Origin of the sequence: Lentisalinibacter salinarum (genome assembly GCF_040706555.1) — a bacterium.
In the GTDB taxonomy this organism is placed as follows: domain Bacteria; phylum Pseudomonadota; class Gammaproteobacteria; order Steroidobacterales; family Woeseiaceae; genus Lentisalinibacter; species Lentisalinibacter salinarum.
Map to the genome: position 1 here is coordinate 152,214 of NZ_JAPDRH010000005.1, position 22,239 is coordinate 174,452.

At 67.0% G+C, this 22,239-nt stretch carries 24 protein-coding genes and 1 tRNA gene; 23 read left to right on the forward strand and 2 right to left on the reverse strand.

Annotated elements, in window-relative coordinates; all coding sequences use genetic code 11:
- Nucleotides 1–897 carry an alpha/beta fold hydrolase gene (locus ACJMKZ_RS18520; RefSeq protein WP_405234713.1) on the reverse strand — a complete coding sequence of 299 codons (897 nt, stop codon included), beginning with the start codon at nucleotides 895–897 and terminating at the stop codon, nucleotides 1–3.
- A gap of 238 nt (nucleotides 898–1,135) precedes the next feature.
- Here ACJMKZ_RS18520 and ACJMKZ_RS18525 point away from each other — a divergent pair, with 238 nt between their 5' ends.
- The 4 genes from ACJMKZ_RS18525 to lpdA all read left to right on the forward strand — a co-directional run bounded on the left by ACJMKZ_RS18525 (nucleotide 1,136) and on the right by lpdA (nucleotide 7,493).
- Complete coding sequence (locus ACJMKZ_RS18525) at nucleotides 1,136–1,633, forward strand: DUF5658 family protein (RefSeq protein WP_405234714.1); 498 nt, start codon at nucleotides 1,136–1,138, stop codon at nucleotides 1,631–1,633.
- Nucleotides 1,634–1,791: 158 nt separating this feature from the next.
- On the forward strand, nucleotides 1,792–4,647 hold the full coding sequence (locus tag ACJMKZ_RS18530; RefSeq protein ID WP_405234715.1) for a 2-oxoglutarate dehydrogenase E1 component: 2,856 nt from the start codon (nucleotides 1,792–1,794) through the stop codon (nucleotides 4,645–4,647).
- A gap of 43 nt (nucleotides 4,648–4,690) precedes the next feature.
- Nucleotides 4,691–6,013, forward strand: a complete 1,323-nt coding sequence (odhB, locus tag ACJMKZ_RS18535) for a 2-oxoglutarate dehydrogenase complex dihydrolipoyllysine-residue succinyltransferase (protein WP_405234716.1) — start codon at nucleotides 4,691–4,693, stop codon at nucleotides 6,011–6,013.
- 49 nt (nucleotides 6,014–6,062) lie between these two features.
- Nucleotides 6,063–7,493 (forward strand): dihydrolipoyl dehydrogenase, encoded by a 1,431-nt coding sequence (gene lpdA / locus ACJMKZ_RS18540; protein WP_405234717.1) that lies wholly within the window; start codon nucleotides 6,063–6,065, stop codon nucleotides 7,491–7,493.
- Between the two features lie 14 nt (nucleotides 7,494–7,507).
- Here lpdA and ACJMKZ_RS18545 read toward each other — a convergent pair whose 3' ends face one another.
- A complete protein-coding gene (locus tag ACJMKZ_RS18545; protein WP_405234718.1) occupies nucleotides 7,508–9,604 on the reverse strand; it encodes a RelA/SpoT family protein in 2,097 nt (698 codons plus the stop codon).
- Between the two features lie 132 nt (nucleotides 9,605–9,736).
- Here ACJMKZ_RS18545 and ACJMKZ_RS18550 point away from each other — a divergent pair, with 132 nt between their 5' ends.
- The 19 genes from ACJMKZ_RS18550 (at nucleotide 9,737) to ACJMKZ_RS18640 (ending at nucleotide 22,225) form a co-directional block, all read left to right on the forward strand.
- Nucleotides 9,737–10,312 carry a YfaZ family outer membrane protein gene (locus ACJMKZ_RS18550; RefSeq protein ID WP_405234719.1) on the forward strand — a complete coding sequence of 192 codons (576 nt, stop codon included), beginning with the start codon at nucleotides 9,737–9,739 and terminating at the stop codon, nucleotides 10,310–10,312.
- Between the two features lie 27 nt (nucleotides 10,313–10,339).
- Entirely contained in the window at nucleotides 10,340–11,083 is a 744-nt protein-coding gene (locus ACJMKZ_RS18555; RefSeq protein WP_405234720.1) for a YebC/PmpR family DNA-binding transcriptional regulator, read from the forward strand.
- 24 nt (nucleotides 11,084–11,107) lie between these two features.
- Entirely contained in the window at nucleotides 11,108–11,614 is a 507-nt protein-coding gene (gene ruvC / locus ACJMKZ_RS18560) for a crossover junction endodeoxyribonuclease RuvC (protein WP_405234721.1), read from the forward strand.
- Nucleotides 11,611–12,207: a Holliday junction branch migration protein RuvA gene (gene ruvA, locus ACJMKZ_RS18565; RefSeq protein ID WP_405234722.1), complete on the forward strand. Its 597-nt coding sequence runs from the start codon at nucleotides 11,611–11,613 to the stop codon at nucleotides 12,205–12,207. Before ruvC ends, ruvA begins: the two co-directional genes overlap by 4 nt.
- Nucleotides 12,208–12,211: 4 nt before the next feature.
- Nucleotides 12,212–13,273 carry a Holliday junction branch migration DNA helicase RuvB gene (ruvB, locus tag ACJMKZ_RS18570; RefSeq protein WP_405234723.1) on the forward strand — a complete coding sequence of 354 codons (1,062 nt, stop codon included), beginning with the start codon at nucleotides 12,212–12,214 and terminating at the stop codon, nucleotides 13,271–13,273.
- A gap of 15 nt (nucleotides 13,274–13,288) precedes the next feature.
- The gene (ybgC, locus tag ACJMKZ_RS18575) at nucleotides 13,289–13,720 is read left to right on the forward strand and encodes a tol-pal system-associated acyl-CoA thioesterase (RefSeq protein ID WP_405234724.1); all 432 of its coding nucleotides are present in this window, start codon (nucleotides 13,289–13,291) and stop codon (nucleotides 13,718–13,720) included.
- Nucleotides 13,717–14,412: a protein TolQ gene (gene tolQ / locus ACJMKZ_RS18580; RefSeq protein ID WP_405234725.1), complete on the forward strand. Its 696-nt coding sequence runs from the start codon at nucleotides 13,717–13,719 to the stop codon at nucleotides 14,410–14,412. Before ybgC ends, tolQ begins: the two co-directional genes overlap by 4 nt.
- Nucleotides 14,413–14,414: 2 nt before the next feature.
- Nucleotides 14,415–14,852 (forward strand): protein TolR, encoded by a 438-nt coding sequence (gene tolR, locus ACJMKZ_RS18585; RefSeq protein ID WP_405234726.1) that lies wholly within the window; start codon nucleotides 14,415–14,417, stop codon nucleotides 14,850–14,852.
- Between the two features lie 18 nt (nucleotides 14,853–14,870).
- A complete protein-coding gene (gene tolA, locus ACJMKZ_RS18590) occupies nucleotides 14,871–15,773 on the forward strand; it encodes a cell envelope integrity protein TolA (protein ID WP_405234727.1) in 903 nt (300 codons plus the stop codon).
- Between the two features lie 51 nt (nucleotides 15,774–15,824).
- Nucleotides 15,825–17,123 carry a Tol-Pal system beta propeller repeat protein TolB gene (tolB, locus tag ACJMKZ_RS18595; RefSeq protein WP_405234728.1) on the forward strand — a complete coding sequence of 433 codons (1,299 nt, stop codon included), beginning with the start codon at nucleotides 15,825–15,827 and terminating at the stop codon, nucleotides 17,121–17,123.
- Nucleotides 17,124–17,222: 99 nt separating this feature from the next.
- Nucleotides 17,223–17,768, forward strand: coding sequence for a peptidoglycan-associated lipoprotein Pal (pal, locus tag ACJMKZ_RS18600; RefSeq protein ID WP_405234729.1), 546 nt, complete (start codon nucleotides 17,223–17,225; stop codon nucleotides 17,766–17,768).
- A gap of 38 nt (nucleotides 17,769–17,806) precedes the next feature.
- Nucleotides 17,807–18,556, forward strand: coding sequence for a tol-pal system protein YbgF (ybgF, locus tag ACJMKZ_RS18605; protein WP_405234730.1), 750 nt, complete (start codon nucleotides 17,807–17,809; stop codon nucleotides 18,554–18,556).
- A 10-nt stretch (nucleotides 18,557–18,566) separates the two neighbouring features.
- Nucleotides 18,567–19,247: a 7-carboxy-7-deazaguanine synthase QueE gene (queE, locus tag ACJMKZ_RS18610; RefSeq protein WP_405234731.1), complete on the forward strand. Its 681-nt coding sequence runs from the start codon at nucleotides 18,567–18,569 to the stop codon at nucleotides 19,245–19,247.
- Nucleotides 19,247–19,939: a 7-cyano-7-deazaguanine synthase QueC gene (gene queC / locus ACJMKZ_RS18615; protein ID WP_405234732.1), complete on the forward strand. Its 693-nt coding sequence runs from the start codon at nucleotides 19,247–19,249 to the stop codon at nucleotides 19,937–19,939. The genes queE and queC overlap by 1 nt, the downstream gene beginning before the upstream one ends.
- Before the next feature lie 86 nt (nucleotides 19,940–20,025).
- A tRNA-Lys gene (locus tag ACJMKZ_RS18620) sits at nucleotides 20,026–20,101 on the forward strand.
- A 17-nt stretch (nucleotides 20,102–20,118) separates the two neighbouring features.
- Nucleotides 20,119–20,472, forward strand: a complete 354-nt coding sequence (locus tag ACJMKZ_RS18625) for a phosphoribosylaminoimidazole carboxylase (protein ID WP_405234733.1) — start codon at nucleotides 20,119–20,121, stop codon at nucleotides 20,470–20,472.
- 58 nt (nucleotides 20,473–20,530) lie between these two features.
- Entirely contained in the window at nucleotides 20,531–20,740 is a 210-nt protein-coding gene (locus ACJMKZ_RS18630) for a GDCCVxC domain-containing (seleno)protein (RefSeq protein WP_405234734.1), read from the forward strand.
- Between the two features lie 606 nt (nucleotides 20,741–21,346).
- Nucleotides 21,347–21,850, forward strand: coding sequence for a nucleotidyl cyclase domain-containing protein (locus ACJMKZ_RS18635; protein WP_405234735.1), 504 nt, complete (start codon nucleotides 21,347–21,349; stop codon nucleotides 21,848–21,850).
- Nucleotides 21,851–21,982: 132 nt separating this feature from the next.
- Nucleotides 21,983–22,225 (forward strand): hypothetical protein, encoded by a 243-nt coding sequence (locus ACJMKZ_RS18640; RefSeq protein WP_405234736.1) that lies wholly within the window; start codon nucleotides 21,983–21,985, stop codon nucleotides 22,223–22,225.
- Nucleotides 22,226–22,239 lie beyond the last annotated feature (14 nt).

Consider the following 22,239-nt stretch of genomic DNA (forward strand, 5'->3'; position numbering starts at 1 on the left):
TCACGTCGCGGCGGATCCCGTTGCCATCACGGCCGTCCAGCTGTCGATGAGGCGGCGCAGCTCCCGGGCGAAGCGTTCGGGCTGCTCCATCATCAGGAAGTGCCCGGTTCCCTCGACGATCACCAGCTCGAAACCGGGTTGCGCGCGGCGCAGCGCCTCGGCATCGGTGGGCCGGATGTCGGCGTTGATCGTGCCGATCGGCACTTCCAGCGCGGTCAGGGCGGCAGATTCGTCGTAGCGCACGAGGCTCTCCAGCGCCGGCACCGAGACAGTGACCGGAGCCGCCGCCATGTCCCGCCGTATCCAGTCTTCGAGCTCGGGCTCGGTGGAAGGCGCGAAGAAGACGGGGTCGAGTATGCGCAGCGCCTTGCCGAGGTCCCTGCGGAACGGTTCCAGCTGGGCGTCCAGGTCGTCCGGCGGCGTCTCCTCGACCGCCTGGAAGGTGTCGACCCCGACCACGCCGACGATGCGGCCGGGCAGGCGTCCCGCCGCTTCCACGGCCACGGGCCCGCCCATGGAGTGCCCGACCAGCACCACGCGCTGCAGATCGAGCCGACGCACGACTGCGGCCACGTCCTCGCCGAAGCCGCCGATGGTCCAGGCCTGACGGTCGCCTCCCGATTCGCCGTGGCCGCCCAGGTCCACCGCGACCAGGTGATAGTCGTCCTCGAGCACCGCCATCGCGGGCTCCCAGTAGCGGCGGTCGCAGTTCCAGCCGTGGATCAGCACCAGCGTGGGGGCGCCGGCGCGCCGGCCGCGCTCCTCCCACGCGATGGACACGCCGCCGGCGCCTTCGGCGCGGTCCGCCGCAGGTATGGTTCCGTCCGGCATGCCGCTACAACCCGCCGTCAGTGTCAGCCATCCGGCCAGCAGCAGGCCGGACCCGACTTTCTTCATGATTTACCACCATTTGAACTAAATTATTAAAACCCATTCTAGAAAAAGTGAATTGCTGTGACGTTTCCCTCTGACCGCCTGGCGCGGCGTCGGACATTCTTACAAACCCGCCGCGCTACGGCGACCCCCTCGCGGCTAAGCCACTGTGGGAGGCCGATAATCGGGAAACGGCCCGGTTATTGCATCATTGCGGTGCAATTGCCGAATCGAGAGTCTGCCCGGAAGGAGAACCGAAACCATGCGCCGAATCAGTCCTCCCGTCACCATTCCCGTCACCGGCGGCGCCGCGCCGCTGGAGCGCCGGGGGCCGGACAGGCGAAGATTCGACTGGCGCACGGTACTCCACGGCTTCTTACGCTCGCGGCGGCGCCGGGCCAGGCGGGACGGCGACCGGCGGCATCCGTTCAGCGACTGGCACCATCCCTGGCTCCTGTTCCTCGGCATCGGCGTGATGGCGATGAGCGCGACGGATGCGTTCCTGACGTTGAGGCTGCTCGAGCACGGCGCGGTCGAGGCGAATCCGTTCATGCGTGTCCTCATCCACGCGGATATCCAGTGGTTCGTCGGCATCAAGCTGACGCTGACGGGCCTCGGACTGATGCTGCTCGTCTATACCAGCCGGGTGCTGCTGTTCCGGCGCATCAGGGTGGGGCTGCTGATTACCGGGTTTTTCTGCGGCTATGCCTGCCTGATCTGCTACGAGTATCTCGGCCTGCTGGCGCTGGGCATCGTCTAGTCCGCTTCTAGTCCGCTTCGCCCGCCCGTGTAACCCGGTGCTTTCCCTGCGGGAAGCCCATCCGCTAAACTACTCCGGTAGTTACCGTTAGTTACCGTTGACCGCTGTATGCTGTTCGCTGCGGGCTGCCATGCGGCCCCTGCGGGGTTCCTTTTGCTATGTCACAGTCGCTGAAAGAGCAGTACGCGTCCTCGCCGCTCTTTGGCAGCAATGCCAGTGCCGTGGAGGCCCTCTACGAGCAATATCTCGATGACCCCGACAGCGTTCCCGAGCGCTGGCGGCGTTTTTTCGGCGAGATCACGCCGGATTCCGGCGGCGAGGTGCCCCATGGCCCGATCCGCGACGCGTTCCGCGAACGCTCCCTGGCCGGCGGCGGCAACGGGCGCGCCGGCACGGCCGTCTCACGGGGGCGCACCCGGGCGGTAACCGCCAGCGAGAAGCAGGCCGCCGTCTCGCGTCTCATCCAGGTCTACAGCCTGCGCGGTCACCAGATCGCGGATCTCGATCCGCTGGGGCTGCAGGAGCGCCACGTGCCGGCGGTCCTCAAGTTCGACTTCCTGGGCCTGAGCGACGCCGACCTGGACGACGAGTTCTACACCGGTGGCCTGGCCGGCACCGGCCACGAGCGCATGAAGCTGCGCGACATCCTCGCGCTGTTGCGCAAGATCTACTGCGGCAAGATCGGCGCCGAGTTCGCGCACATCTCCCGCGCGCGGGAGCGGCTGTGGCTGCGCGAGCGCTTCGAGCGCGGCATGGCCGAGGACCACCTGGACGTGGAGCAGCGCCGCTGGCTGATGGAGCAGCTGACCCGCGCCGAGGGCATCGAGCGCTATCTGCACACGCGCTACGTGGGCCAGAAGCGCTTCTCGCTGGAGGGCGGCGAGAGCCTCATCCCGCTGCTAGACGACCTGATCCAGCGCGGCGGCGAGGGCGGCATCAAGGAAGTGGTCATCGGCATGGCCCACCGTGGCCGCATCAACGTGCTGGTCAACCTTCTCGGCAAGAGCCCGGAGGAGCTTTTCTCGGAATTCGAGGGCAAGGTGGACCTGGAGAATCTCTCCGGCTCCGGCGACGTGAAGTACCACATGGGCTTCTCCTCGGACATTCGCACGGCGGGCGGCAACGTCCACATCGCGCTCGCCTTCAATCCGTCGCATCTCGAGATCGTCGATCCGGTGGTGGAGGGCTCGGTGCGGGCGCGCCAGCAGCGCCGGGGCGACCTGGACCGCAACGAGATCCTGCCCGTGCTGATCCACGGCGACGCGGCCTTCGCCGGTCAGGGCGTCGTGACCGAGACTTTCCAGATGTCCCAGGCGAATGGTTTCCGCACCGGCGGCACGGTCCACATCGTGGTGAACAACCAGATCGGTTTCACCACCAGCGACCCGGCGGACGCGCGCTCGACGCCCTACTGCAGCGACGTCGCCAAGATGATCGAGGCACCGGTCTTCCACGTGAACGCGGACGACCCGGAGGCCGTGGTGTTCGTCAGCCGGCTGGCCCTGGCCTATCGCCAGCACTTCAAGAAGGACGTGGTCATCGATCTGGTGTGCTACCGCCGCCACGGCCACAACGAGGCCGACGAGCCGGCGGCCACGCAGCCGGTGATGTACGGCCGCATCCGCGAGCATCCGACCACGCGCGAGATCTACGCCCGCCAGCTGAAGGACGCCGGCATCGTCGACGACGATGCACTGAAGCAGATGACCGATGCTTACCGCAGCCGGCTGGACGAGGGCCAGCCCGTGCCCCAGGCGGCACTCGGCATGATCGGCAATGAGTTCACGGTGGACTGGACCGGATACCGTGATGCCGACTGGGACCAGCAGATCGTCACCGCCATCGGCACCGAGCGCGTGGAGGCGCTGGCCGAGCACATCGTCACGCTGCCGGACGACTTCCAGCTGCACAGTCGGGTCAAACGTATTATCGACGACCGCGGCAAGATGGGGCAGGGCGAGCTGGAAATGGACTGGGGCTTCGCCGAGACCATGGCTTACGCCTCGCTGATCGAGGACGGCTACGACGTGCGGGTCACCGGCCAGGACAGCGGTCGGGGCACCTTCTTCCATCGACACGCCGTGCTGCATAACCAGCCGGACGCGCGCGAGTACGTGCCGCTGAAACACATTGCGGATCGGCCCGGCGCCTTCACCGTCATCGATTCGCTGCTCTCCGAAGAGGCGGTGCTGGGCTTCGAGTACGGCTTCTCCACCACCGATCCCAACGCCCTGGTCATCTGGGAGGCGCAGTTCGGCGACTTCTGCAACGGCGCCCAGGTGGTCATCGACCAGTTCATCAGCTCGGGCGAGGCGAAGTGGGGCCGGCTGTGCGGCCTGACCCTGTTCCTGCCCCACGGCTACGAAGGTCAGGGCCCGGAGCACTCCTCGGCGCGCCTGGAGCGCTTCCTGCAGCTCTGCGCCGAGCACAACATGCAGGTCTGCGTGCCGTCCACGCCGGCGCAGATGTTTCACATGCTGCGCCGCCAGATGCTGCGCTCGTTCCGCAAGCCGCTGATCGTGATGACGCCCAAGAGCCTGCTGCGCCACAAGCTCTCCGTCTCGCCGCTCACCGACCTGAGCGAGGGCCGCTTCCAGACGCTGATACCCGAGGTGGACGCCATCGAGCGGGACAAGGTACACCGGGTCGTGTTCTGCAGCGGCAAGGTTTACTTCGACCTGCTGCAGGCCCGCCGGGAACACGAGATCGACGACGTCGCCATCGTGCGCATCGAACAGCTCTATCCGTTCCCCATCGACCAGTACGCCGAGATCCTGCAGCAATACTCCCGGGCCGAAGAAGTGGTCTGGTGCCAGGAGGAGCCGCAGAATCAGGGCGCGTGGTACCAGATCCGCCATCGTCTGCAGGAGCCGCTGCGCTCCCGTCACACGCTGTTCTATGCAGGCCGGTCCCATGCAGCGGCGCCGGCCTCCGGCATCTTCAAACTGCACGTGAAGCAGCAGGAGGCGCTGGTCGCGGCCGCCCTCGGGCTGGAGAATGGCGGCGAGGACTGAGCCCGCCAACGTCAACACGCAAACCCATCGGAATCCACGAACAATGAGCATCGAAGTCAAAGTTCCCCAGTTACCCGAATCGGTCTCGGACGCCACGCTCGTCTCCTGGCACAAGCAGGAGGGTGACCGCGTCTCCCGGGACGAAAACCTGGTGGACCTGGAGACCGACAAGGTCGTGCTGGAGGTGCCGGCGCCCGCCGACGGCACGCTGAAGGAGATCAAGATCGGCGACGGCACGACGGTCACCAGCGGCGAGGTGCTGGCGCTGCTCGAGGAAGGCGAAGGCGGGGGCGAGCCCGACAAGGGCGGGGAAGGCGAGAAAGCCGACAAGGGCGACAAAGCCGCCGCCAGGGAAGACGAGAGCAGGAAAGAGAAGGCAGGCGCCGAGGCGTCGAAGAAGAAGGACGAAGACAGCGGCAAGAAGCCGGCCGACGAGGAGCCGGAAGAAGAGGATGGCGAGGAGGAGGGCCGCGGCGCCCGCAAGCTCAGCCCCTCCGTGCGGCGCATGATCGAGGAGCACGACCTCGACCCGGACGACATCGAGGCGAGCGGCCGCGGCGGGCGCATCACCAAGGCGGATGTGCAGCGGCATCTGGAGTCGCTGGATCACGATACCGCGCCGGAGGATACGCCGGCCGAGGGCGAAGCCTACCCGGCGTCGGGCGGGCGCACCGAGGAGCGGGTGCCGATGACCCGTCTGCGGGCGCGCATCGCCGAACGTATGGTGGAGGCCCAGCAGGCGGCGGCCATGCTGACCACGTTCAACGAGGCGGACATGACGGCCATCATGGAGCTGCGCTCCCGCTACAAGGACCGCTTCGCCGATCAGCACGACGTGAAGCTCGGCTTCATGTCGTTCTTCGTGCGCGCTGCGGTCGAGGCGCTCCGGAAGTTCCCGGTGGTCAACGCCTCCGTGGAAGACAAGGACATCATCTACCACGACTACCAGGACATCGGCATCGCCGTGTCCACCGATCGGGGCCTGCTGGTGCCGGTCCTGCGGGACGCGGGCCGGATGAGCCTGGCGGACATCGAGAAGGCCATCAACGACTACGGCAAGCGGGCGCGGGAAGGCAACATCGGTATCGATGACCTGACCGGCGGCACGTTCACCATCACCAACGGCGGCATCTTCGGCTCGATGATGTCGACGCCCATCCTCAATCCGCCGCAGAGCGCCATCCTCGGCATGCATGCAATACAGGATCGGCCGATGGCTGTGGACGGCAAGGTGGAGATCCGGCCGATGATGTACCTGGCGCTGACCTACGACCACCGCATCATCGACGGCCGCGAGGCCGTGCAGTTCCTCGTCAGCATCAAGCAGTCGCTGGAGGATCCCGCGCGCCTGCTGCTGCAGGTCTGAACCGGCGTCTGCCGCGGCGGACCCATACACGAGACAATCAGGACAGGGAATGAGTAACAAGTACGACGTAATCGTGATCGGCGGTGGACCCGGCGGCTATCCGGCGGCCATCCGCGCCGCACAGAACGGCATGAACGTGGCCTGCATCGACGCGTGGGAGAACTACGACGGCAGCCACGCCTTCGGTGGCACCTGCCTGAACGCAGGCTGCATCCCGTCCAAGGCGCTGCTGGAGTCCTCCGAGCTCTGGCACCGGGCGGAGCACGAGTTCGCCGCCCACGGCATCGGCACGGGCAAGCTCAAGCTCGACCTCGCCGCGATGCAGAAGCGCAAGGCCGGCATCGTGCAGCAGCTCACCGGCGGCATCGGCGCGCTGTTCAAGTCCAACAAGGTCACCGGCCTGGTGGGCCACGGCAAGCTGCTGGCCGGCCGCAAGGTGGAGTTCACGCCGAAGGACGGCGGCGATGCGCAGACCCTGGAAGCCGACCACGTCGTCCTCGCCAGCGGCTCCGCGCCGGTGGAGCTCGGCGCCGTGCCCTTCGACGGCGAGACCATCGTCGACTCCTGGGGCGCGCTCGAGTTCGAGAGCGTGCCGAAGCGCCTCGGCGTCATCGGTGCCGGCGTCATAGGCCTGGAGCTCGGCAGCGTCTGGAGCCGGCTGGGCGCCGAGGTGGTGATGCTGGAAGCCATGGAGGATTTCCTCTGGATGGCGGACCACGACATCGCGAAAGCCGCGCAGCGCCAGTTCAAGAAGCAGGGCCTCGAAATCCGCCTGGGCACGAAGGTGACCGGCACGGAGTCCGGCAAGAACGGCGTCACCCTCGTGTTCGAGGAAAAGGGCGAAGAGCAGCGGCTGGAGTTCGACAAGGTCATCGTCTCCGTAGGCCGCCGGCCGTACACGGAGGGCCTGCTGGCCGACGACGCCGGCGTGGAGCTGGACGAGAAGGGTTTCGTCAAGGTGGACGAGGAGTGCCGCACGGGCGTCTCCGGCGTCTATGCGGTCGGCGACTGCGTGCGCGGCCCGATGCTCGCGCACAAGGCCACGGAGGAGGGCGTCATGGCGGCAGACCTGATCGCCGGCAAGGTCGCCGAGGTGAACTACAATGCCATCCCGTCGGTGATCTACACCGCGCCCGAGGTGGCCTGGGTGGGCCGGACCGAGGCCGAGGTGAAGGAGAGCGGGCGCCCGTACAAGATCGGCTCCTTCCAGTTCGCCGCCAACGGCAGGGCCAAGGCCATGGAGCAGACTGCCGGGCTGGTGAAGATGGTCTCAGCCTCCGATGACGACGAGCTGCTGGGCGTGCACATCGTCGGCCCCATGGCCGGCGAGCTGATCGGCGAGCTCGTGCTGGCGATGGAATTTTCGGCGAGCACCGAGGACATCCAGCGCACCGTGCACGCGCATCCGACCCTCTCCGAATCGGTGCACGAGGCCGCGCTGGCCGTCGACGGCATGGCGATACACGCCATCAACCGCTGAGTTTCCCGCGCCGGTCAGGCGTCGCGGCGCACGGCGATCACGTTCGGCAGGCGCTCCAGCCGGCTGAGCGTGCGGCTCAGCGTCTCCAGGTCCGGCACCTCGACACTCAGCTCGATGCTGGCCTTGCGGCTGCGCCGGTCGGTGTCCGAGCGCGTGCCGATGATGCCGATGTGCTCGTCGCTCAGCACACTGGAGATGTCCCGCAGCAGGCCGTCCCGGTTCCAGGCATCGATGCGCAGCTCGACCGGGTAGCGGGCCTCGTCGTCCGCGCCCCATTCCACCTCGATGATGCGGCTGGCCTGCTGCTCCATCAGCCGCAGCAGGTTGCGGCAGTCGCGGCGGTGGATGCTCACCCCGCGGCCCACCGTGATGTAACCCAGGATCGGCTCCGGCGGGACGGGGCCGCAGCAGCGGGCCAGGTTGCTCATGAGATCGCCGACGCCGCGCACCCGGATATCGCCGCCGCCCTCCGAGGGTCGCCGCCGGCGCCGCCGGACCGGCAGCGGCTCCGGTTCCTGCGCGGTGAGCTGGTGCGCGGCGTTCGCCACCGCGGAGGCCGTGAGGTCGCCCGTGCCGAGGGCCACGTACAGCGCGTCCGCATTCTCCTGCTTCAGCTGGGCGGCGATGTCGGCGACCGGCAGTGACTTCAGATTCAGGCGCGAGAGCTCCCGCTCCAGGATCTCGCGGCCCTGTTTCCTGTTCTGCTCGCGGTCCTGGCGACGAAACCAGGCCCGTACCTTCGCCCGGTTGCGGGCCGAGGCGAGGAAGCCGAGCCGGGGCACCAGCCAGTCCCGGCTGGGGGAGGGCTTCGAGGCGGTGATGATCTCCACCTGGTCGCCGTTGCAGATCTGATAGCCGAGCGGGACGATGCGCCCGTTCACTCGCGCGCCCCGGCAACGATGCCCCACCTGGGTGTGGACCGAGTAGGCGAAGTCCAGCGGCGTGGCGCCGGCCGGCAGGTCGACCACGTCGCCCCGGGGCGAGAAGGCGTAGACCCGGTCCTCCATGATCTCCTCGCGCAGCCGTTCCACGAAATCGTCGCCGGCCTCGGCCTCGGACGGCTCGAGCAGCTGGCGCAGCCAGCGCACCTTCTGCTCGAAGGCGCCTGCGCCGGAGCCGCCCTCCTTGTAACGCCAGTGGGCAGCCACGCCCAGCTCGGCATGTCGGTGCATCTCGTGGGTGCGTATCTGCACCTCCAGCGGCTGCCCGTGAGGGCCCATCACCGCCGTGTGCAGCGACTGGTAGAGGTTTTTCTTCGGGTTGGCGATGTAATCGTCGAATTCCTGGGGCAGGTAGCTCCAGAGGTTGTGCACGATGCCGAGGGCCGCGTAGCAGTCCCGCACGTCGTTGACGAAGATGCGCACGGCAAGGACGTCGAATATCTTGTCCAGCTCGGTGTCCTTGCGCTGCATCTTCCGCCAGATGCTGTAGATGTGCTTCGGCCGGCCCGATATCTCGGCCTCGATGCCCGCCGCGTCGAGTTCGGCGCGCAGCCGCTCCCGCATCTCGCGGATGACGGCCTCGCGCTCCGCGCGCCGCTGCTTGAGCTGGCGGGCGATGCGCCGATAGGTGTCCGGCTCCAGGAAGCGGAAGGAGAGGTCCTCCAGCTCCCACTTGAGCTGCCAGATGCCCAACCGGTTGGCGAGGGGCGCGTAGATGTCGCGACACTGGGCCGCGATGCGGCGCTGGGTCTCCGCCGGCGCGTCCTTGGCCTCCCGGAGGGACAGCAGGACGTCGGCGAGGCGCACCAGCACCACGCGCACGTCGCGGACGGCGGCCAGCAGCATGCGTCGCAGCCCCTCCGCCTGGTCCGGCGCGAAATCCGCCGGATCCTGTCCGTGCAGCTCCGGGCTCATGTCGGTGAGCTGCGCGAGGTCCGCGCACAGGGCGGCAGAGGGGCCCGGATAGCGCCGTTTCACCTCGTCGAGGTCCAGGACGCCGGCCTGCACCGCCGGGTGGATGGCGGCGGCGTCGACAATCTCCGGCTCCATGCCGAGGCCGGCCACCAGGCCGGCAAGTTCGCGGCAGCGGGCGCCGGCGGCCGGCTGGCCGGCGTCCGCGCACAGCCGCCCCAGCTCTTCCGCCAGGCTGCCGGATCCTTCACTTTTCACGCCGTGCGTATCCCTGCTCGCGTCCATGGCCGATCGTTGTATCGTGGATGTCTGAAGTGTTGAATATCGTTATCATAAACGCTGACCGGGCGTCGCGTTTGGGTACTACGCCTGCAATCTTCGAGGATCCATATGCTTTCCATGCTGAAACGGGTGCCGCTCGTGCTGGCGCCATTACTGCTCATGGCCGCGCCGTCTGCCGGCGCCGCCGACCTGGACATCAACGTCAACGACGACGCTGCCCGCCTGACCTATGCCTGGCAGGTGCCGGAGCGCAAGCTGCAGTTCGACGCCGGCTGGCTCCATCACCAGGATCGGGGCGACGTGGGTCATCTCGGCCTGCACCTGGTCGACCTGGCTTCCGGCGGCCGCAACCCCGTGCGGGGCGGACTGGGCGGCAAGATCTTCTATACCAACTCCGACCGGCTCGACGAGAGCGGGTTCGTGGTGGGCCTGGGGGGCTTCCTCGCCTACACGCTGCCCACCTACAACCGGTTCTCCGTGAGCGGCCACCTCTACTTCGCGCCCGACGTGCTGGCCTTCAGCGGCGCCGACGGCTACCAGGAGTTCGAGGCGCGCATCAGCTACAACGTGCTGCGCGAGGCCGACGTGTACCTGGGTGCCCGCTACAGCAAGGCCGACTTCGACGACCGCGGCGACGCGCTCATCGACAACGGCCTGCATGTCGGCATCCAGCTCCGTTTCTGAGCCGGGCGAGGGAGGAGCGAGACTGACATGGCCGGTCACAGCAAATGGGCCAACATCCAGCACCGCAAGGGGGCCCAGGACAAAAAGCGCGGCAAGCTCTTTACGCGGCTGATCCGGGAGATCACCGTAGCCGCCCGCATGGGCGGCGGCGACATCGACGCCAATCCCCGTCTCCGCCTGGCCGTGGACAAGGCCAAGGCGCAGAGCATGCCGAAGGACAACATCGAGCGCGCCATCAAGCGCGGCTCCGGCGACCTCGAGGGCGACGACTACGAGGAGATCCGCTACGAGGGTTACGGCCCGGGCGGCGCGGCCGTGATGGTCGACTGCCTCACGGACAACCGGAACCGCACCGTGGCTGACGTGCGCCACGCGTTCTCCAAGTACGGCGGCAATCTGGGCGCGGACGGCTCGGTGGCCTATCTGTTCAACCACTGCGGCCAGCTCCTGTATCCGCCGGGCAGTGACGAGGACGCCATCACGGAGGCGGCCATTCATGCGGCCGCGGAGGACGTGGTGGTGGCCGGGGACCACTCCATCGAGGTGCTGACCGACCCGGCGGAGTTCGAGTCCGTGCGCGACGCGATGGCGGCCGCCGGTTTCCCGCCGGAGGAGGCGGAGACGACCATGCGCGCCTCGACCAGCGCGGATCTGAATGGCAAGGAGGCCGTCAGCATGGTGAAGCTGCTGGAGGCGCTGGAGGATCTGGACGACGTGCAGAACGTCTACACCAACGCGGAAATCCCGGACGAGGCATATGAGGCGGCCTGACCGGACGGCACCGCGGCGGGGGCGATGAACGCTCCCGTGCGCATCCTGGGTATCGACCCGGGCTCCCGCCTCACCGGCTACGGCGTGGTGGAGACGACCGGCGACCGCATTACCTGGGTGCAGCACGGCGCTATCCGCACCAATGGAGATGATTTTCCCTCCCGCCTGGCGCAGATCTACGCCGGCATCGGCGAGGTACTGGAGACCTGGCAGCCGCAGGAGGTGGCCATCGAGCGCGTGTTCGTCCATCGCAACGCGGACAGCGCACTGAAGCTTGGTCACGCCCGTTCGGCCGCGATCTGCGCCACCTTCGCCCACACGGTGACCCTCTACGAGTACGCGCCCCGGGCGGTGAAGCAGGCCGTGACCGGGCTGGGCGGTGCGGACAAGGAGCAGGTGGCGCGCATGGTGGGCATGCTGCTGGGCCTCAAGGGCGAGCTGCAGGCCGACGCGGCGGACGCCCTGGCGATCGCCATCTGCCATTCGAACAGCCGGCGGCTGAACACCCGTGTGGCGGGGGCGGGCCGGTGATCGGTTCCCTGCGCGGGCGGCTGGAGTCGAAGCAGCCGCCGTGGATCGTGCTCGACGTGGGCGGTGTCGGCTACGAGGTGGAGACGCCGATGTCCACCTTCTTCCAGCTGCCGGAGACCGGCGCGGAGGTGCGCCTGCTCACCCACCTGCTGGTGCGCGACGATGCCCAGCAGCTGTACGGCTTCGCCACGGAGGAGGAGCGGGTGCTGTTCCGCAACCTGCTGAAGGTGAGCGGCGTCGGCGCGCGCATGGCGCTGGCCATCCTCTCCGGGATCAGCGTGGAGGGCTTCCGCCGCTGCGTCGAATACGAGGACACGGCCAGCCTGGTGAAGGTGCCGGGCATCGGCAAGAAGACGGCCGAGCGGCTGATCATCGAGATGCGCGACCGGGTGGCTGCGGTCGGCCCGGCCGGCGTGGCGGGGGCGCCGCCGGGCACGGCGCCGCCGGAAGACGCGCGCGGCGAGGCCTCGACGGCACTGATGGCCCTGGGCTACCGTGCCGCGGAGGTGACGAAGCTGCTGCGCCAGGTGGACACGGAAAACCTGAGCGCCGAGGAGATCATCCGCCAGGCGCTGCGTCAGGCGGCACGGTGAAAGGATGAGCGGGAATACCGGAAATAGCGATACCGAACGGGAACGGTTCATCGCCGCCGCGGCGAGCGGCGAGGATGCCGTATTCGACCGGGCCATCCGGCCGAAGCGCCTCGTGGACTACGTGGGGCAGTCCGCCGTCAAGGAGCAGATGGAGATCTTCATCGAGGCCGCCCGCAAGCGCGGCGAGGCGCTCGATCACGTGCTGATCTTCGGCCCGCCCGGCCTCGGCAAGACGACGCTGGCCCACATCATCGCCAACGAGATGGGCGTGAACCTGCGCCAGACCGCGGGTCCTGTGCTGGAGCGCCCCGGCGACCTGGCCGCCATCCTCACCAACCTGGAGGAGCGCGACGTCCTGTTCGTCGACGAGATCCACCGCCTGAGCCCGGTCGTCGAGGAGGTGCTGTATCCGGCGTTGGAGGACTTCCAGCTGGACATCATGATCGGCGAGGGCCCGGCGGCGCGCTCCATCAAGCTCGACCTGCCGCCGTTCACGCTGGTCGGCGCCACCACCCGGGCCGGGCTGCTCACCTCACCGCTGCGGGATCGCTTCGGCATCGTCCAGCGGTTGGAGTTCTATACCACCGGCGACCTGGAGGCGATTGCGACACGCTCTGCCGAGATACTGAATCTCGCCATCGAGCCGCCCGGGGCGCGCCAGATCGCCGCGCGTTCCCGCGGCACGCCCCGCATCGCCAACCGGCTGCTGCGCCGCGTGCGCGACTACGCAGAGGTGCGTTCCGACGGGGTGGTCACCGAGGCCGTGGCCCAGGCGGCCATGAACATGCTCGAGGTGGACCCACACGGTTTCGACGCCATGGACCGCAAGCTGCTCCTGACCGTCATCGAGAAGTTCGACGGCGGGCCCGTTGGCGTGGAGAGCCTCGCGGCGGCCATCGGCGAGGAGCGGGGCACGATAGAGGACGTGATCGAGCCCTATCTCATCCAGCAGGGCTTCATGATGCGCACCGCCCGGGGCCGGATGGCCACCCGCAACGCCTATCTTCATTTCGGCCTGCCGGCGCCAGAATCCGAGGTGCCGCCCGATCTGCCGCTGTTCGATTAGCCGCCGGAGGCGCCCATGGATACCCAAAAGGCAGGCGCCGACGGCGCGTTCCACTGGCCCGTACGGGTCTATTACGAAGATACCGACGCCCAGGGACTGGTATATTTCGCCAACTACTTCAAATACATGGAGCGAGCCCGCACCGAGTGGCTGCGTGCCCGCGGCATCGAGCAGGATCGGCTGCGCGCCGAGGAAAACCGCCTCTTCGTGGTGGTCGAGACGGGCGCGCGATTCCTGGTGCCGGCCCGCTTCAACGATGAACTCTGGGTGAGCGTCGAGCTCGAAGAGATAGCCCGGGCGAGTTTCCAGATGACGCAGGAGATCCGCCGCGGCAGCCTCGATGGGGAGCTGCTGTGCACCGGCATGACCCGCGCCGCCTGCATCACGGCCGATTCCTATCGCCCGGCCCGCCTGCCCCGGACATTGCTGGAGGTTTCCACCGGATGACTACCGATTTCTCATTCCTGCAACTCATCCTCGAGGCGAGCATCGTCGTCCAGGCGGTCATGGCGCTGCTGGTCGCCGCGTCGGTCTTCTCCTGGTTCATCATCGTCAAGAAGCGCCGCACCATCTCGAGCGCGGTGGGTATCGCCGACGAGTTCGAGGCCACCTTCTGGTCCGGCGGCGATCTTTCGTCGATGTATCAGGACCTCACCCGCCAGAGCGGCAGCCCCCAGGGCATGTCCGGCATCTTCGAGGCCGGCTTCCGCGAGTTCCGCCGGCTGCGCGGCCAGGAGGGCATCGCGCCGGACAAGCTGGTGGAGGGCGCGCGGCGGAGCATGCGCGTCACCCAGACCCGGGAGGTGGAACGTCTCGAGCAGGGGCTGGCCAACCTCGCCACCATCGGCTCGACCAGCCCCTACGTCGGCCTGTTCGGCACCGTGTGGGGCATCATGAACTCCTTCAGCGCGCTGGGTGCCGGCACCCAGACGGCCACGCTGACCGCGGTGGCGCCCGGCATTGCCGAGGCGCTGGTCGCCACGGCCATGGGCCTGTTCGCCGCCATCCCGGCGGTGATCTTCTACAACCGCTACGCCGACCAGGTGGGCCGGCTGGAGAGCCGCTACGAGACCTTTGTCGAGGAGTTCCTGACCATCCTGGAGCGCCATGCGCACCGGGCGGCCAAGGGAGGGCAGTAGTCATGGCGAAAAACCGGCGCCTGATGGGCGAGATCAACGTGGTGCCCTACATCGACGTGATGCTGGTGCTGCTGATCATCTTCATGGTGACGGCGCCTTTGCTCACCCAGGGCATCGAGGTGGACCTGCCGAAGGCTGCAGCCGAGCCGCTGGACCCGGAGCTCACCCAGGATGAACTCCCGCTGGTGCTCTCGGTCGATCGGGAGGGCAACCTGTATCTCAACGCGGGCGACAACGAGGACGCGCCCGTGGATGCGCGCACCGTGATCGCCCGGACTGCGGCCGTGCTGCGGCGGCGGCCGGAGACACCGGTGCTGGTCAAGGCCGACCAGGCCGTGGCCTACGGACGGGTGGTGAATGCGATGGTGCTGTTGCAGCAGGGCGGCGCCGAGAAGGTCGGCTTCATCACGGATCCGTTGGACGACAATCCCGTCGACTGAGGAGAGGCAGGCCGGATTTTGCGCGAGAACCTGATTCCGCTGGCGGTATCGTTACTGCTGCACGCAGCCGTGCTGGCAGCATTGCTCGTGGGCGTCGATTTTCACCGGCCGCACAATCCGCCCCAGCAGGTGGCGCTGAAGGCCACGGTGGTGGACGAGGCGGCCATCAGGGAGCAGATGCGCGAGCTGGAGGAATCCGAGGAACGGGAGCGCCGGGAACGCGAGGCCGAAGAGCAGCGGCTGCGGGAACAGGCCGAGGCCGCGCGGCGCGAGCGCGAGCAGGAGCAGGAGCGGCTGGAAGAGGCCCGTCGGGAACGCGAGCGGGCGGAGCAACAGGCGGCCGAGGCCGAGCGCCAGCGTCAGGTGCAGCAGGAGCGACTGGCCGAGGAGGCCGCCCGCAAGGCCGCGGAAGAGCAGGCCGCCCGCGAAGAGCGGGAGCGGCTGGAGCGGATCCGGCGCGAGCGCGAGGCCGAGGAGGCCAGGCTCGCCGAGATCCAGCGCCAGAAGGAAGAAGCGGAGCGCCGGCGCCAGGAAGAGGAGCGCAAGCGCCGCGAAGCGGAAGAGGCTCGCCTGCAGGCGGAGCGTGAGGCGGAACTGCAGCGTGTGATGCAGGCGGAGGAGGAACGCCGCAGCGCGGTGGAGTCGGGGCTGCTGGACCAGTACATCGCCGTGATCCGTCAGACGGTGGAGCGCAACTGGGTCAAGCCGGCGACGGCGGGCTCGGGCATCGAATGCGAGGTGCTGGTGACCCAGCTGCCGAGCCGCGACATCGTCAACGTGCGCTTCGGCGATTGCAACGCCGATGCGACCGTGCGCCGTTCCATCGAGGCGGCGGTGATGAAATCCTCGCCTTTGCCGCCGCCGCCCGACCGCAGCCTGTTCGAGCGCAACTTGCGATTCACGTTCAGACCTGAACAATAGTGGCGATGGCGCCCGCCAGGAGGCGGACGCCCTTCGCTTGGAGCACACAAAATGAAACGAGCGCTGATTATCATCGCGCTGATGGCCTGTGCCGGACTGGCCCGGGCCGAGCTGACCATCGAGATCACCCAGGGTGCCGGCCAGACCGTGCCCGTGGCGGTGGTGCCCTTCGGCTGGGACGGTCCCGGCGAGGCGCCGCTGGACGTCGCGGCCGTGATCGGCGCGGATCTGGCCCGCAGCGGGCGCTTCGAGCCGCTGGAGCGGCGCGACATGCTTTCGCGGCCCACCCGCGGCGTGGAGATCGACTTCGACGACTGGCGCATGGTGGGCACCGACCTGATCGTGGTCGGGCGGCTGGTCCGCGAGGCCGAGGACGACTACACCATCGAGTTCCAGCTGTTCGACATCCTGCGCGGCGAGCAGCTGGTGGGTTACCGCATGCCAGCTTCGAAGCGCGGCCTGCGTCTCGCGGCGCACCGGGCGGCCGACATGATCTTCGAGGAGATCACCGGCATCCCCGGCGTGTTCGCCACCCGCATCGCCTACATCACCGCCGAGGGCGAGGATGCCACCGACCGCACCTATCGCCTGATCGTCTCGGATGCGGATGGCGCCAACCAGTACACCATCGTGGAATCGGCGCAGCCTCTCATGTCCCCCACCTGGTCGCCGGACGGGCGGCGCATCGCCTACGTCTCCTTCGAGGGCAACCGTTCGGCCGTGTGGGTGCAGACGCTAAGGACCGGCAACCGCCAGCGGCTGTCCCAGGAGCAGGGCATCAACGGCGCGCCGGCCTGGTCGCCGGACGGTCGGCGCATCGCGCTGACGCTGTCGGGCGCCGACGGCAACCCGGATATCTGGCTGCTGACGGTGGCCAGCGGCGAGAAGCGGCGGCTGACCACCAACCCGGCCATCGATACCGAGGCCGCCTGGGCGCCGGACGGCAAGTCCGTCTATTTCACGTCGGACCGCAGCGGCGGCCCGCAGATCTACCGGGTCGACGTAAACGGCGGCAATGCCAGTCGCGTCACCTTCGAGGGCCGCTATAATGCGCGCCCGAGGATATCGCCGGACGGCAGCAAGCTCGCCGTCGTCCACGACGACCGTGGCAACTACCGCATCGCGGTGTACGACCTGGAGAACGAACTGTTCCAGGTGTTGTCCGATGGCAGGCTGGACGAGTCGCCGGATTTCGCGCCGAACGGGGCCACGCTGATCTATGCCACGCGGCAGGGGGACCGGGGCGTACTGGCCACGGTCTCCGTGGACGGCACGGTGAAGCAGCGGCTCGCCTCCACGGGCGGCGACGTGCGTGAACCGGTCTGGTCGCCGTTCCGGCAAAATTATTAGGTAAAATCTGATTAATGCCTGTAATCTATTGATTTTTATGTCCCAGCGGCACCGACTCGACGAGAGTGACCGGAGCCGCTTGCCAACCGAGGAACCGAGATGAAGATGAACCGAATCCTGGCCGTGGCCGTACTCGCGCTCGCCGTCAGCGCCTGCGGCGGCCGCTCCAACACGCTTCCCGCCACCGACACGGTCGACGACGTGCCGCCGGGCACCGCCTCCGGCGCTAGCAGTTCCGGTGCCGGCAGCGCCGGCGGGCGCGCCGGCAGCGCCATCGCGGACGACCGGCTGGACGACGAGACCCGCGCTTACTTGGACGATCTCGTCGTCTATTTCGAATTCGATCGTAGCGAGGTGCAGCCTCAGTTCACCGACCTGCTGGCCGCCCACGCGCGGAACCTGGCAGCGAACCCGCGTCTCGAGGTGCGCCTGGAAGGGCACGCCGACGAGCGCGGATCCCGCGAGTACAACATCGGTCTCGGCGAGCGTCGCGCGCAGGCCGTGCGCCGTATCTTGCTGATCCAGGGGGCTTCCGCGGGGCAGATCACCACGGTGAGCTACGGCGAGGAGCGTCCCGCGGAGCCGGGCAGCACCGAGTCGGCCTATGCGAAGAACCGCCGGGTCGAGATCGTCTATCAGGACTGACAGGGAAGATCTGGGCCCATACGGATGAAAGAATGCCAATGAAACGACTCAACAGAGCCACCGCCGCCCTCGCGCTCACGCTGCTGGTCTCGGCCTGCGCCACCGTGCCGCCCGAAGAGGATCCGGTGCTGCTGAAACTCAATGAGCTCGACCGGCGACTGGCCGCCGTCGAGCGGGTGGTGCAGAACGACAGCCTGGTACAGCTGGTCACGCGGGTGGATGCCCTGCAGGCCGAGCAGGCGGAGCTGCGCGGCATGATCGAGGAACTCGCTCACGGGGCGGAGTCGACGGCGAGCCGTCAGCGGGACCTGTACGTGGACCTGGACCAGCGCCTCCAGCGCCTGGAGCAGTCGTCCGGCGGCGAGGGCCGGCTGGCGCCGGGACAGCTGCCGATGCCCTCCGGCTCGGACCGGGACAACTATCAGGCCGCGTTCGAGCTGCTGAAGGACGGCCGCTACGAGGAGGCGGCGACGGCCTTCCAGGAGTTCCTGAAGTCCTACGCCGACAGCGAGCTTGCAGACAACGCCCAGTACTGGCTGGCGGAGTCCTACTACGTCACGCAGAAGTTCAAGCAGGCCCTGCCGGCTTTCGAGAAGGTGGTCGCCCAGTATCCGCGCTCGGGCAAGGTGCCGGACGCGCTGCTGAAGATCGGCTACTGCAACTACGAACTCCAGCGCTGGGAGGCGGCCCGCAACGCACTTACGCGGGTGCGCTCCGAGTACCCGGACACCACCGCGGCACGCCTCGCCATCCAGCGCCTGGAGCGGATGGACACGGAGAATCGCTGACGCCAGCGCCATGGCGGCGACACTCACCAGCAGAGACGAGCTGCCCGCCGCGGGACGCCTGCGCCTCACCGAGATCTTCTACTCGCTGCAGGGCGAGGGCCTGACCGCCGGCGTCCCGACCATCTTCGTGCGGCTGACCGGCTGCCCGCTGCGCTGCCGCTACTGCGACACGGCCTATGCCTTCACCGGCGGCGAGTGGCACGGCTACGACGAGATCCTCGCGCGGGTGGGCGAATGGCCGGCTCGCCACGTCTGCGTGACGGGCGGCGAGCCGCTGGCCCAGCCCAACTGCCTCGGCCTGCTGACCGCGCTCTGCGACGCCGGCTATTCGGTGTCTCTCGAGACCAGCGGGGCGCTCGACATCGCCGAGGTGGACGAGCGCGTCTCCCGCGTGGTGGACATCAAGACGCCTGGCTCGGGCGAGGCGAAGCGCAACCTCTGGGAGAACGTGGCCCTGCTCACGCCGCGGGACCAGGTGAAATTCGTGGTCTGCGACCGGCGGGACTTCGACTGGGCGCTGGAGCGGGTCGATATGCACGGCCTGGCCGAGCGCTGTCCCGTGCTCTTCTCGCCGTCCTGGGGGCAGGTGGAGCCGGGCGAGCTCGCGGACTGGATCCTCGAAGCCAGGTCACCGGTGCGCCTGCAACTTCAGCTCCACAAGGTGCTGTGGGGCGACGTGCCGGGGCGCTGATGGCGGACGGCGCGCGCAAGGCGGTAGTCCTCCTCTCCGGCGGACTCGACTCGGCAACCACCCTGGCCATGGCGAGGGATGCCGGCTGCGAATGCCACGCGCTCAGCGTGCTCTACGGCCAGCGCCACACGGCAGAGTTGGACGCCGCAGCCCGGCTGGCCGAGACCCTCGGCGCCGCTTCCCACCGCAACATGAGCGTGGATTTCGGCGGCATCGGCGGCTCCGCGCTCACCGACCCGGCGTTGGCCGTGCCCGAGACGCCCCAGGAGGGCATCCCGGTCACCTACGTGCCGGCCAGGAACACCGTGTTCCTGTCGCTCGCGCTGGGGCTGGCCGAGGTCATCGAGGCCGACGGCATCTGGATCGGCGTGAACGCCGTCGACTACTCGGGCTACCCGGACTGCCGGCCGGAATTCATCATGGCCTTCCAGGAACTTGCCAACGTGGCCACCAAGGTGGCGGTGGAGGGCAAGGCGGTGCGCATCCACACGCCGCTCATCGAACTCAGCAAGGCGGAGATCATCCGCAGCGGCATGGAACTGGGCGTGGATTACTCGCTCACCGTCTCCTGCTACCAGGCGGATGACGACGGCCGCGCCTGCGGCGTCTGCGACGCCTGCCGCCTGCGGCGCAAGGGCTTCGAGGATGCCGGCGTCGCCGATCCCACGCGCTACGGCGCCGAAAAGGCCTGATCCGCAGCCATTTCCGGGCACGACTTTCTGATCGGGGCGGCTTCCGGTATTATGCCGCCTCCTGGCCGGGTCCCCGGCCACCTGGCGGGCCGTTAGCTCAGTTGGTAGAGCAGTTGGCTTTTAACCAATTGGTCGTAGGTTCGAATCCTACACGGCCCACCAATTTCCTAATGAGAACAATGCGCTACGGCCTCATAAGCTGGCTTTTTCATCCGCAGCGGCAGCGCTTGTTCCTGCCCGCGACGGGTGTCTGGATTCTGGCGCTGGACTGGATCCTGTTCTCGTCGAACGTCTTCTCGGCATGGCTGGCCACGCCCGCCGTGATGGTCGCCGGCTTCCTGCTCGGCGGCGCCGGCACGTTCCTGGCGCAAAGACGCGGGGGCAAGGATACGTTTTGGCGTGCAGCGCTGAAGGGACTCCTGGCCGGGATCGTGGTCGGCGTTCCCTGGCCCGTTGGCGGGACCCTGGTTGGGGGCTGGGTACTGCTATCCTCTGGGCTGACGGACGCAAGAAGACAGATCACGGGCAAGTGACTGGGGGCTGGAAATTCCGAGCATTGGCGAGACGGCCCCTATAACGCGGCACGGAAACATGACGGTGGAACGCTATTCGATCATCACTTGCCCGCAATGCGGGCACTCGAAGCGGGAGCGGATGCCGACCGACGCATGCCAGTACTTCTATGAATGCGACGGCTGCGGCGTTCTGCTCAGGCCGATGGACGGGGATTGCTGTGTTTATTGCTCGTACGGCGACACGCCGTGCCCGCCCGTTCAGATGGGTGACGGCTGCTGCACATAGCGGCTTAGCTTCGTAACCTGCCCGGCGGGCTCTATCGGCGAGTTTTCGGAATTTCGTCAGGGGGCGCGGAGAGATGAAAGCTCTGACTCGATCCTTGTCTTCAGCACTTCCATTTCGCCGGCCAGCAGAATATGCGCCGCAACAACATCCCAAGTGCAATTGGCTGCGACAGATACCGCATTGAAGAACGTCGATCCCTGCAGAGTGACCGGAAATCCATATCCAGATCCTGCCAGGTGATTTCCGCACCGCCGCCCACGGGACCTCTGATTCTTAACGCTATCCGGCTGTCTACGTAGTTGACCGGGGGAGCTAGCCGACCCTGGAGGTCATCAAGAAAGGCGCGGCGGTCCTCATAGTCTTGCTTTCGGAAAGCTTCTGCCAGCCTTCTGAGAATCATGGGATTCATTTCTCCGTTTCAACGAAACCGTAGCCGGCACGAATTTGGTTTCCAATCGGTGAGATCGCAGAGGTCTTCTATTGATCGCAAAGCGACCGTAGCGTCGTTCTGAGGTAGGATTCCAGCTACCGACCCGAAACCATCCCTTGGAGCAACCAAGCTACATCTGCTTTTCAACTAAACATCGACTCCAGGAGGGGTAACCCATGTTCCGTAGGCTCTTGTCGTCTGTGATTCTTTTAGCGGCATCCGTGACCTGGGCCGAGGATCAGCCAGCCACTGGTACCAGTGACCCAAGTGCTTCGGCATCAAGCACGGACGACAAGATTAGAGAATCTACGTTGACCACCGCGGGTGGATTCCGCTACGCACGCCAGTCGGTGACCGTACCTTTGGACGGGACTGCTGAACAGAAACAATGCTCCGATGTTGACGTCTCTGTCGCTCCTGTTGATGAAAGGGAGGGTTACTTTCGTGCTTCGATGACCGTTGCCGAGATCGAATCAGGCAAGGTGATTTCAGCGCCTTACGTGGAACTTGTCGCCGGCGATGAGCCAGCGGTACTCATGGTCGGTACGCATGCCGGTCAACGCGTTAGGCTGGAAGTCTCACTCAGTCCGGCAGCCGATGCCGCCAGCATTGGAGTTACGTGCTTTGACGGTGAGGCCATTACCATGCGGTACAAGACCCGGGTCGCGTTGAATCGCTAATTGCACCGCCCAACGAGTGAACTCGTCCTTGCAAAGCTCTGGACCTTCCGCTTCTGGCCGCAAAGCGACCATTTGGCTGCTCTGAGGTATGATTTCCGGAGTCGACCCTTTGCAGCCGATCAGGGATATGGAATGGGTAGCGTTCTGATCTATTTCATTTGGTTAGGACTATCGATCTGGGCAGCGTTTATTGTGGCTCAGCGGATCGAGAACAGACGAGATCGCATTGCCTATTACCTTGCGATATGGCTGATCCCAATCATTGGCGCAGCAGTGGCTGTGTTTCTTAGCCGTCCACGGGCATCAAAAACGTCGTCGTCAGAGAAGATGTTCAACGCACTGGTTGATGCTCATCGGCGAAACGACTCCATCTGATTCGGAGCAAGTTG

Excerpts from the sequence above, each read along its gene's own strand:
- ACJMKZ_RS18520 (WP_405234713.1), bottom strand. The coding sequence starts at position 897 with ATGAAGAAAGTCGGGTCCGGCCTGCTGCTGGCCGGATGGCTGACACTG.
- ACJMKZ_RS18525 (WP_405234714.1), top strand. The coding sequence starts at position 1,136 with ATGCGCCGAATCAGTCCTCCCGTCACCATTCCCGTCACCGGCGGCGCC.
- ACJMKZ_RS18530 (WP_405234715.1), top strand. The coding sequence starts at position 1,792 with ATGTCACAGTCGCTGAAAGAGCAGTACGCGTCCTCGCCGCTCTTTGGC.
- odhB (WP_405234716.1), top strand. The coding sequence starts at position 4,691 with ATGAGCATCGAAGTCAAAGTTCCCCAGTTACCCGAATCGGTCTCGGAC.
- lpdA (WP_405234717.1), top strand. The coding sequence starts at position 6,063 with ATGAGTAACAAGTACGACGTAATCGTGATCGGCGGTGGACCCGGCGGC.
- ACJMKZ_RS18550 (WP_405234719.1), top strand. The coding sequence starts at position 9,737 with ATGCTTTCCATGCTGAAACGGGTGCCGCTCGTGCTGGCGCCATTACTG.
- ACJMKZ_RS18555 (WP_405234720.1), top strand. The coding sequence starts at position 10,340 with ATGGCCGGTCACAGCAAATGGGCCAACATCCAGCACCGCAAGGGGGCC.
- ruvC (WP_405234721.1), top strand. The coding sequence starts at position 11,108 with ATGAACGCTCCCGTGCGCATCCTGGGTATCGACCCGGGCTCCCGCCTC.
- ruvB (WP_405234723.1), top strand. The coding sequence starts at position 12,212 with ATGAGCGGGAATACCGGAAATAGCGATACCGAACGGGAACGGTTCATC.
- ybgC (WP_405234724.1), top strand. The coding sequence starts at position 13,289 with ATGGATACCCAAAAGGCAGGCGCCGACGGCGCGTTCCACTGGCCCGTA.
- tolQ (WP_405234725.1), top strand. The coding sequence starts at position 13,717 with ATGACTACCGATTTCTCATTCCTGCAACTCATCCTCGAGGCGAGCATC.
- tolR (WP_405234726.1), top strand. The coding sequence starts at position 14,415 with ATGGCGAAAAACCGGCGCCTGATGGGCGAGATCAACGTGGTGCCCTAC.
- tolB (WP_405234728.1), top strand. The coding sequence starts at position 15,825 with ATGAAACGAGCGCTGATTATCATCGCGCTGATGGCCTGTGCCGGACTG.
- pal (WP_405234729.1), top strand. The coding sequence starts at position 17,223 with ATGAAGATGAACCGAATCCTGGCCGTGGCCGTACTCGCGCTCGCCGTC.
- ybgF (WP_405234730.1), top strand. The coding sequence starts at position 17,807 with ATGAAACGACTCAACAGAGCCACCGCCGCCCTCGCGCTCACGCTGCTG.
- queE (WP_405234731.1), top strand. The coding sequence starts at position 18,567 with ATGGCGGCGACACTCACCAGCAGAGACGAGCTGCCCGCCGCGGGACGC.
- queC (WP_405234732.1), top strand. The coding sequence starts at position 19,247 with ATGGCGGACGGCGCGCGCAAGGCGGTAGTCCTCCTCTCCGGCGGACTC.
- ACJMKZ_RS18625 (WP_405234733.1), top strand. The coding sequence starts at position 20,119 with ATGCGCTACGGCCTCATAAGCTGGCTTTTTCATCCGCAGCGGCAGCGC.
- ACJMKZ_RS18630 (WP_405234734.1), top strand. The coding sequence starts at position 20,531 with ATGACGGTGGAACGCTATTCGATCATCACTTGCCCGCAATGCGGGCAC.
- ACJMKZ_RS18635 (WP_405234735.1), top strand. The coding sequence starts at position 21,347 with ATGTTCCGTAGGCTCTTGTCGTCTGTGATTCTTTTAGCGGCATCCGTG.
- ACJMKZ_RS18640 (WP_405234736.1), top strand. The coding sequence starts at position 21,983 with ATGGGTAGCGTTCTGATCTATTTCATTTGGTTAGGACTATCGATCTGG.